This is a genomic window from Bartonella bilalgolemi (genome assembly GCF_023500045.1).
Classification (GTDB): domain Bacteria; phylum Pseudomonadota; class Alphaproteobacteria; order Rhizobiales; family Rhizobiaceae; genus Bartonella; species Bartonella bilalgolemii.
The window spans coordinates 1-8,551 of sequence record NZ_JAMCOF010000020.1 but is presented as its reverse complement, the minus strand read 5'-3'; the positions used below and the strand labels follow the sequence as shown (position 1 = coordinate 8,551).

Genomic DNA, 8,551 nt, shown 5'->3' with positions numbered 1-8,551 from the left:
CAAACAATGTAGACAATAATAATCGGTTTAAATCGCATTCACCCAATCCTTATTGTTTTTATATCCTATAAATTTTTTATGCATCTCTGCTTTTCTCCTAATTCTCAAGAGAAAGTTTCAACAGTATTTGTTGTAAATTAAACACATTTTGCAAAGAAAAACATTATTTTTGTATTTTTAATATTGTCATTTTGATAAAATAACAATACTCATGCTTGCTTCTTTTGATTATTTCTGTTTCTGGTTCTAATTTTTTAATAGCTTGATAGAGTGCTTACGATTAAAGAAGCTTAAAGTTGTGAACCTGAGTATTATTTGTAGAAATAAAAGGATGTTACTGTGTAAACAATCTTCTTTTGAAGAGAGGCCAAATGATAAACAATCTACCGAAGAATATTTACTGTATCGCCTTTACACTACTTTTAACAATGTTCGTTTTATTAAGCCCTGCCTATGCTAATGCTACTGCTGGCGGTATGGGGAATCTTGATACGGTTTTGCGGAATATTGTTACTATGATGACAGGTACAACAGCGAAGCTGATTGCAACCATATGTGTTGCAGCTGTGGGAATTGGTTGGATGTATGGTGTTATTGATTTACGCAAAGCAGCATATTGTGTCCTTGGTATTGGTATTGTTTTTGGTGCTTCGGCTCTTGTTAATTTATTAATGGGTGGTACATCATAAATGAACGAAGATACTCTTTTTCTTGCCTGTACACGACCAGCCATGTTTGCGGGTGTTACTGTAGAAGCAATGGCATTAAATGTCATAGCAACCTCTACTCTTTTTATCATTACCAGTAGCTTTTCAATGATCGGTCTTGGTGTTGGTTTGCACTTTATCTTACGCGAAATCACAAAACGTGACCATAACCAATTTCGTGTTCTATTTGCTTGGCTCAACACTCGAGGCAAACAAAAGAACATGACGAGATGGGGAGGAGGATCTACATCTCCTTTACGCCTTATCCGTACTTACAAGGAGCTAAAATAAAGGAGACAAATGCAGTGATGAAGCGGGAATCGAGGCGGGAATCTCTACCCGAAGAATATATTCCCTATGTTCGTCATGTCAATCATCACGTGATTGCATTGGATTCGCGTTGCTTAATGACAGTGATTGCTATTGAAGGCGTAAATTTTGATACTGCAGATATCAGCCAATTAAATTCTTTACATACCCAATTAAATACGCTTTTGAAAAATATAGCAGATGAACGCGTTGCTTTATATTCTCACGTTATCCGTCGACGTGAAACGATTTATCCAGAGAGCCAATTTTCTTCATCTTTTGCAACAGTTTTAGATCAACAATATAAACAAAAAATGGTTTCGCAAGATCTTTATCGAAATGATCTATTTCTTTCGGTTCTCTGGAACCCTGCAGCAGATAAAACTGAACAGCTCGCTTCTTTTTTTCATCGTTTAACACAAGCAAAGAAAACGCAATCGGAACCAGACTTTGAATCTATTCGGAAAATCGAAGAGTTAAGTCAAGATCTTATACAAGGTCTGGAATGCTATGAAGCACGACTTTTATCCACTTACGAGTACAATGACATTTTATTTTCTGAGCAGAGTGAATTTCTTCATCAATTGGTGGGAGGAAGGCGTGAACGCATACCCCTTACATTTGGTACTATTGCCTCAACGATTTATTCAGATCGTGTTATCTTCGGCAAAGAAATTATCGAAATTCGTCATGAAAGCAATGAGCGCTTTGTTGGTATGTTTGGATGGAAAGAATATCCTTCTAAAACACGTCCTGGCATGACAGATGGCTTGTTGACGGCGCCCTTTGAATTTATTTTAACGCAATCCTTTGTTTTTAAAAGTAAAGCAGTTGCAAGTGCTATTATGAGCCGTAAACAAAATCAAATGATTAATGTGGCGGATCGTGCCAGCTCACAAATTGGAGCTCTTGATGAGGCACTTGATGATTTAGAGTCCAATCGTTTTGTTTTGGGAGAACATCATCTCTCTTTAGCCGTTTTTGCTGATCGTCCACAAGAATTGGCAGAACATCTCTCCAAAGCGCGTTCATATCTTACTAATGGTGGTGCTGTTATAGCCAGAGAAGATCTAGGATTAGAAGCAGCCTGGTGGGCACAGCTTCCTGGAAACTTTAGCTATCGAGCGCGCTCTGGAGCTATTAGCAGCAGAAATTTTGCAGCATTATCCCCCTTCCATTCATTCCCGGTTGGCAAACTAAAAGGTAATGTTTGGGGCTCTGCCATCGCCTTATTACAAACGCAAGCTGGCTCTCCTTATTACTTTAATTTTCATTTTGGTGATGTTGGTAATACCTTTATTTGCGGTCCGTCAGGATCTGGAAAAACAGTCATTGTTAATTTTCTGCTTGCACAATCGCAAAAACACAACCCAACAATAGTCTTTTTTGATAAAGACCAAGGAGCAGAGATTTTTGTTCGTGCTGGAGGTGGCAAATATAAGCCTTTGAAAAATGGTAAACCTACCGGTATTGCACCATTAAAAGGCATGGAATACACAGAAAAAAACAAACTCTTTCTTCAGCACTGGGTTTTAAAGTTAGTTACTACGGACGGCCAAACAGTGACAGAACAAGAGCGACAAGATGTCGCTAGAGCGATCAATTCCTTAGAAAGTCTTCCTCTAGAACAACGCTCGCTCGGTGCACTTCAACTGTTTTTTGATAATACCTCCACAGAAGGTATTGCGATACGTTTAAAACGTTGGATCAAAGGCAATCCTTTAGGGTGGGTCTTTGATAATGATCACGATGACCTCAATTTAGATGCTCAATTCATAGGTTATGATATGACCGATTTCTTAGATAATGAAGAAATTCGTCGCCCTTTGATGATGTATCTGTTTAACCGCATTCTCGATCTTATTGATGGGCGGCGTATCATTATTGTTATTGATGAATTCTGGAAAGCCCTTGAAGATGATTCATTTAAAGCTTTTACTCAAGATCGTCTCAAAACAATTCGTAAACAAAATGGCATGATGCTCTTTGCAACACAAAGCCCCAGAGATGCTTTGAATTCAACAATCGCTCATACAATCATTGAACAATGCCCGACCCAAATGTTTTTTCCAAATCAAAAAGCCAATTATAACGATTATGTTGAAAACTTTAAACTAACTGAACGTGAATTTGAACTAATCCAATCAGAATTAAGCAGAGAATCTCGCCGCTTTCTCATTAAACAAGGTCAAAATTCTGTTGTTGCAGAACTCAACTTACGTGGAATGGATAATGAAATTGCTGTCTTAAGCGGAACAACCAGAAATATCGAACTCGTGAATCAAATTATAAGTGAACACGGAACAAATCCCAATGTATGGTTACCCATATTTTATCAAAGGAGACAAACTCAATGAGACCATTGTATCTGATTATGCTTTTATCATTATGTTCTATCTCTTATGCAGTATCGCAAACAGATACTGAGACATATTATCAAAATGCTATACAAACTTCATCAGAATCAGAAATCTCAGATTTAGACACAGCTAAATCTGTTTATGCTTCAGCAGTTGCAAATCAAGAAAAGATTAAAGAAATAAATAATAAATTATCACAGAATCTTACGCCAGAACAAAAAGCAGCTCTTCAAACAGAGTTGGCTATTCTTCAAGCTAATCTTCAAGCGGATATTCTAAAACTTCAGGCTTCTGCTATTATAAAATCGGAAAGTGCTCAATCAAAAGAAAACGAGCGTGAAAAAGAGCAACAGAAAAATCATGAAGCTGTTCAACAAACACTCCAAGAACAGTTGGATCAAGCTAAAACTAAGCTCAAGTTATAAACTTACTCCAGTTAGTAAAAAAGAAGAAAGGGAAAGCTCTTCAAATACAGTTGGCTAGTTTTCAAATAAATCCTCTCATTCAGGCTTCTTCTATGATTCAATGGAAATACTCAATCACAAGAAGAGCGTGAAGAGGTGCAAGAAAAATCATAAATTCATATTATCAAACATTACAGGCAAAATTAGAAGATAAAACTGATGTCAGATTTTAAATTTACTCCGTTTGAAACTGTTTCTTCGTATATTTTAGCACCACTCAACGATGTAGTGGATACAACAGTCAGTAGCTTGTCTTCTGCTATTGCAGCGCCCTTAAATCTTGCTGCAATCATTTTCATCTTTTTATATGGCTATAATGTTATGACTGGCCATGTCGCTCTTTCAATGCATAGTCTCCTTAATAATGTCATTAAAATCGTTGTTGTGACAACAATGGCAACAAATGCAGATGTATTTAATACTTACATCAAAGATATATTTTTCGGTAATTTAGCCAATGCTATTGGGAATGCATTCAATAGCAGTCCCGTCGACTCTAATGTTTTCGATTATCTCTTGTTAATTACGAATACGCGCTATCAAGATTTTGTGGGTAGGGCTGGTTTTTTTGAAAAGATTGTGGTGGGATTGATTGGTGGTTTAATGTTTTTAGCGGTTATCTTTTTTTGTACAGTTGGTTTTATTATCCAAATGTTTGCAAAAATTACATTAATCATGGTGATAGGTCTTGGTCCTCTTTTCATTAGTTTATATTTATTCAATGTAACTCGCAGATACGCCGATGCGTGGATTTCAACATTAGTTAATTTTACGGTTTTGCAAGTTCTTGTAATGATGCTTGGAACGATGATGTGTAAAATTATGCTGTATGTTTTTGAGGGCTCATATACTTCAATCTATTTCTTGCTGCCTCCTGTCCTTGTAGTCTCAATAGTGGGAATTGTTCTCTTCCAATCACTTCCTACCATTGCTTCTGCCCTCTCTAGTGGAGGACCATATCATCATGCTGGTGTCTCATCAGGATCACAAATAATCTCAATGGCTTCTGGCGCCTTTAACCTCGCTGGAAGAGGCTTTACAGTCGGTAGCAGTGCAGCAAGAGGTGCATCTATAGGAGGTTCTCGTGCTGCGCAGCACGCTGCACAAACTGCGGAAATGATGCGTGGAGGTGGTCGTGGCGCATTCTAATATCAACTGTCTCTCCAATACGGCTATAGTCAGACCCTTAACCCAAAAGGTATTAACCGTGTGCACAGCCGATGAAAAGCTCTCTTCACTTTTTCAAAAAATCAGTTCTCATGCTTTGCTCCATGTTTTGGTAAAATCACGCACTGCAAAACACCAATATTTTATTTTTGAAAATATTTGCGAGTTCAAATAATGAAACTAAAAATAACTATTATTTTGATTCTTTTGATAGCACTTACGGGTTGCGCTTCTTTTAAAAATGGCCCCAAAAAACTTCCACGCTGTAGCGGACAGAATATCCGTATGCTCAATCAAGGGAAATGGAACTGGAACAATAATAACACCTTCCTTCACAATACGGCAATCAAGCCAATCACAACTCCTATTATTCTCAACACACAAGAAAATGAAGCACCAAAAGCTCATGTCGAACTCCCTGCGCCTTCTGTGAATACAATAAACCATCCAACGCCCTCTTATAAAAATGCGGAGATCACACATGAAAAGTGATGAATTTAAGGAATATATAAGAGAAGCACGATCATTCGATATTGATCGTATGCGTAGTACGCGACTTCAAATGAAAATTGCCATAGCTTTGACCGTGCTTTTTGGGTTGATGACAATCGCTTTGGCTTTAGCCGTGGTGACCTTAATACCCTTAAAAACTATAGAGCCTTTCATTATCCGCGTAGATAATTCTACAGGTATTGTCGATGTCGTCAGTGTTCTAAAAGATGAACCCCAAAATTATGATGAAGCAATAACACGCTACTTCGCGAGCAAATATATTCGTGCACGCGAAAGTTTCCAATTATCAGAGACAGAAAATAACTTTCGTATTACTTCTCTTTTATCTTCCGTAGAAGAACAAAATCGCTTTGCCAAATGGTATTCGGGAAATAATCCAGACAGTCCGCAAAATATCTATAAAAACATGTCCGTGACAATCACAATAAAATCCATTTCTTTTTTAAGTAAAGAGCTCATTCAAGTGCGTTACTATAAAACGATTAGAGACGCTAATGGAAAAGAAGATATTTTCCATTGGGTTTCGGTCTTAAACTTTTCCTACGTTAATACACGCATTTCAGCGGAAAATCGCTTAATTAACCCGCTTGGTTTCCAAGTGTCAGAATATAGATCTGATCCAGAGGTAGTTCAATGATTGGAGTAGTAAAAATATTCTTTTTAACTCTCATCGTTGCAATAAGCTGTCATGCATCTTTAGCATGGGCAGAAATTTCTCCCGTGGGTGCACAAAAAGATAATCGGATCAGATTTATTAATTATGACCCATACAATGTCACAAAAATCATTGGATCTATTCGCTCTTCAGTGCAGATTGAATTCGCTAACGATGAAAATATTGCCTATATTGGAATTGGCAATTCCATTGCTTGGCAAGTCGCACCAGCTGGTCACTTTGTCTTTCTCAAACCCCGTGAAGTTCAGCCTATCACCAATCTACAAATTGTCACAACCCGCCAAGATGGGACAAAACGATCTTATCAATTTGAACTTCAAGTGCGTGAAGGCGATGTTTCTATCGGTAATGACACATATTTCCTTGTAAAATTTCGTTATCCAGAAGATGAAGCTTTGCGTAAACAATTAGCTCAAGAAGCTAAAGCACAAAAGAATGAAGAAGAATTTGTCGATAATATTCTAAATATGCATGAACATTTTGGACCGCGCAATTGGGCTTATGTTGCTCAAGGTTCTCCCCTTATTGAACCAAGCTCAGTCTATGATAACGGTAAAACAACAACATTTACCTTTTTAGGAAATAATGAAATCCCTGCCATTTATCTTGTCTCACTTGATGGACAAGAAACTATCGTTCCAAAATCAATTAAAGGAAACCAGGTCATTGTTCATGCCATAGCCATGCAATTCACTTTGCGACGTGGTAACGAAGTCCTGTGTATCTTTAATAAAGGTTTCTTACCAAGAGGAATTAATCCCGGAACCGGTACAACATCACCTTCTGTCCAACGTGAAATAAACGTAGAGAAACAGCCATGAATAATGATGAAGTGGATGAAATAAATCTTAATAAGTACGATACGATAAAGGATCGTGATACAATAAAGGATGGTCAAGAAAAAAAAGAGGGCTTTAATTTAGGAAAAGCCATTGCTCTTCTTATTCTCTTTGGTGTCTGTATTTATTTAATATATGCAATCCTTTCATCTTCAAAAGACACAAAAAAACAGACCATAGAATTACCTAAAGAAGCAAACAGAAGACAAACAGAGCTGTTCCAATCGTTAAAACCCACGATGGCTCCTTTAGAGCTAGCTGATAAAAATAATCCCCTGTTGCCTAAGGTCGAATTACCAACGCCAACAATCAATCAGCCAAAATTTGATCATAAATTATTAGAAGCAGCACAACGTGCTCCCGTTTTAGCCTATGTTAATCCAAATCAGCAACAAGTTACTCCAGAAAATAATAATAATACCGTTTCTCTTAACCAAAATAACAATAGCTCAAATAAAACAGCGCAATCCTTTAATCACCTCCTCGAAGCAACAAAGTTAGACGGCGTTCACGCATCAACACTCGGTAACCGAAATTACATCATCGCAATGGGAGCTTCTATTCCATGTATCTTAGAAACAGCAATCAGCAGTGAACAACAAGGATTTGTTAGTTGTATCGTTTCCAGAGATATCTTGTCAGACAATGGTCGTATCGTCTTGCTCGATAAAGGAACACAAATCATCGGTGAATATCGTGGCGGTTTAAAAAAAGGCCAATCGCGTCTCTTCATATTATGGAATAGAGCTAAAACACCAGAGGGTATCATTATAACATTGTCCTCACCAGCAACAGATACCTTAGGCCGATCAGGCGTTGATGGTGATATTGATAATCATTGGTTTGAACGACTTGGTTCTGCACTTCTTGTTTCAATCGTCAGAGATACAACAAATTACGCACATAACCGGCTAAATTTACTAAAAACACCAACACAACAAGAACAAATAACAGACCCCTTGTCTTCAGGAACACATAGCCTTTATGCAGGAACAGATATGGCAAAAATTATCACAGAAAATTACGTCCATATCCCTCCAACCTTGACCAAAAATCAAGGTGAAATGGTTAATGTTTTTGTTGCCCGCGACCTAGATTTCTCAACTGTATATAAATTGAAAATTGTCGAAAATAACAAACAGGTTATTCATCGCGCCTTTTCGGGAGACTTTCATAAAAACTCTACGGTGACATTGAAATGAAACAAAACTTCCAAAATATAAATGATGAAACCATTGCTATCGTTTTAACAAAACTCAAACCAATTCATAAATTTCTCAAAGATGAAAATCTTTTCGAAATCGTTATTAACCGTCCTTATCAGGTCATGATCGAAGGAACTACAGGATGGAAAACAATAGAAGTACCAGAGCTCTCCTTTAATGAACTCATGGGTATGGCTAAAGTGATCGCTGCTTATTCTAAGCAAAGTATTTCCGATAAAAATCCAATACTATCCGCTACCTTGCCAAATAATGAGCGTATTCAAATTGTCATTCCTCCAGCTGTAGAAAAA

Annotated in this window: 9 protein-coding genes and 1 pseudogene; all 10 read left to right on the top strand. The window is 37.4% G+C overall.

Annotated elements, in window-relative coordinates; translation table 11 throughout:
* Positions 1-371 precede the first annotated feature (371 nt).
* Entirely contained in the window at positions 372-689 is a 318-nt protein-coding gene (locus tag M4Z11_RS07175) for a TrbC/VirB2 family protein (RefSeq protein WP_249677987.1), read from the top strand.
* Entirely contained in the window at positions 690-998 is a 309-nt protein-coding gene (locus M4Z11_RS07170) for a VirB3 family type IV secretion system protein (protein ID WP_249677983.1), read from the top strand.
* A gap of 17 nt (positions 999-1,015) precedes the next feature.
* Positions 1,016-3,373 (top strand): VirB4 family type IV secretion/conjugal transfer ATPase, encoded by a 2,358-nt coding sequence (locus M4Z11_RS07165; protein ID WP_249677989.1) that lies wholly within the window; start codon positions 1,016-1,018, stop codon positions 3,371-3,373.
* The gene (locus M4Z11_RS07160; RefSeq protein WP_249677979.1) at positions 3,370-3,801 is read left to right on the top strand and encodes a type IV secretion system protein VirB5; all 432 of its coding nucleotides are present in this window, start codon (positions 3,370-3,372) and stop codon (positions 3,799-3,801) included. The genes M4Z11_RS07165 and M4Z11_RS07160 overlap by 4 nt, the downstream gene beginning before the upstream one ends.
* A 198-nt stretch (positions 3,802-3,999) precedes the next feature.
* Positions 4,000-4,989: a TrbL/VirB6 family protein gene (locus M4Z11_RS07155; RefSeq protein WP_249677976.1), complete on the top strand. Its 990-nt coding sequence runs from the start codon at positions 4,000-4,002 to the stop codon at positions 4,987-4,989.
* A 192-nt stretch (positions 4,990-5,181) separates the two neighbouring features.
* Positions 5,182-5,499, top strand: a complete 318-nt coding sequence (locus M4Z11_RS07150; RefSeq protein ID WP_249677973.1) for a conjugal transfer protein TraJ — start codon at positions 5,182-5,184, stop codon at positions 5,497-5,499.
* The gene (locus M4Z11_RS07145; protein WP_249677970.1) at positions 5,489-6,157 is read left to right on the top strand and encodes a VirB8 family type IV secretion system protein; all 669 of its coding nucleotides are present in this window, start codon (positions 5,489-5,491) and stop codon (positions 6,155-6,157) included. Before M4Z11_RS07150 ends, M4Z11_RS07145 begins: the two co-directional genes overlap by 11 nt.
* Positions 6,154-7,017, top strand: coding sequence for a P-type conjugative transfer protein VirB9 (gene virB9 / locus M4Z11_RS07140; protein ID WP_249677966.1), 864 nt, complete (start codon positions 6,154-6,156; stop codon positions 7,015-7,017). The genes M4Z11_RS07145 and virB9 overlap by 4 nt, the downstream gene beginning before the upstream one ends.
* Positions 7,014-8,237 (top strand): type IV secretion system protein VirB10, encoded by a 1,224-nt coding sequence (virB10, locus tag M4Z11_RS07135; RefSeq protein ID WP_249677964.1) that lies wholly within the window; start codon positions 7,014-7,016, stop codon positions 8,235-8,237. Before virB9 ends, virB10 begins: the two co-directional genes overlap by 4 nt.
* Positions 8,234-8,551, top strand: a pseudogene (locus tag M4Z11_RS07130) (P-type DNA transfer ATPase VirB11); the annotation flags it as partial. The gene virB10 and the pseudogene M4Z11_RS07130, both read left to right, overlap by 4 nt.

What these genes read in the sequence shown, in the direction of transcription:
- M4Z11_RS07150 (WP_249677973.1), top strand. Translation starts at nt 5,182, where the DNA reads ATGAAACTAAAAATAACTATTATTTTGATTCTTTTGATAGCACTTACG.
- virB10 (WP_249677964.1), top strand. Translation starts at nt 7,014, where the DNA reads ATGAATAATGATGAAGTGGATGAAATAAATCTTAATAAGTACGATACG.
- M4Z11_RS07145 (WP_249677970.1), top strand. Translation starts at nt 5,489, where the DNA reads ATGAAAAGTGATGAATTTAAGGAATATATAAGAGAAGCACGATCATTC.
- M4Z11_RS07170 (WP_249677983.1), top strand. Translation starts at nt 690, where the DNA reads ATGAACGAAGATACTCTTTTTCTTGCCTGTACACGACCAGCCATGTTT.
- M4Z11_RS07160 (WP_249677979.1), top strand. Translation starts at nt 3,370, where the DNA reads ATGAGACCATTGTATCTGATTATGCTTTTATCATTATGTTCTATCTCT.
- virB9 (WP_249677966.1), top strand. Translation starts at nt 6,154, where the DNA reads ATGATTGGAGTAGTAAAAATATTCTTTTTAACTCTCATCGTTGCAATA.
- M4Z11_RS07165 (WP_249677989.1), top strand. Translation starts at nt 1,016, where the DNA reads ATGAAGCGGGAATCGAGGCGGGAATCTCTACCCGAAGAATATATTCCC.
- M4Z11_RS07155 (WP_249677976.1), top strand. Translation starts at nt 4,000, where the DNA reads ATGTCAGATTTTAAATTTACTCCGTTTGAAACTGTTTCTTCGTATATT.
- M4Z11_RS07175 (WP_249677987.1), top strand. Translation starts at nt 372, where the DNA reads ATGATAAACAATCTACCGAAGAATATTTACTGTATCGCCTTTACACTA.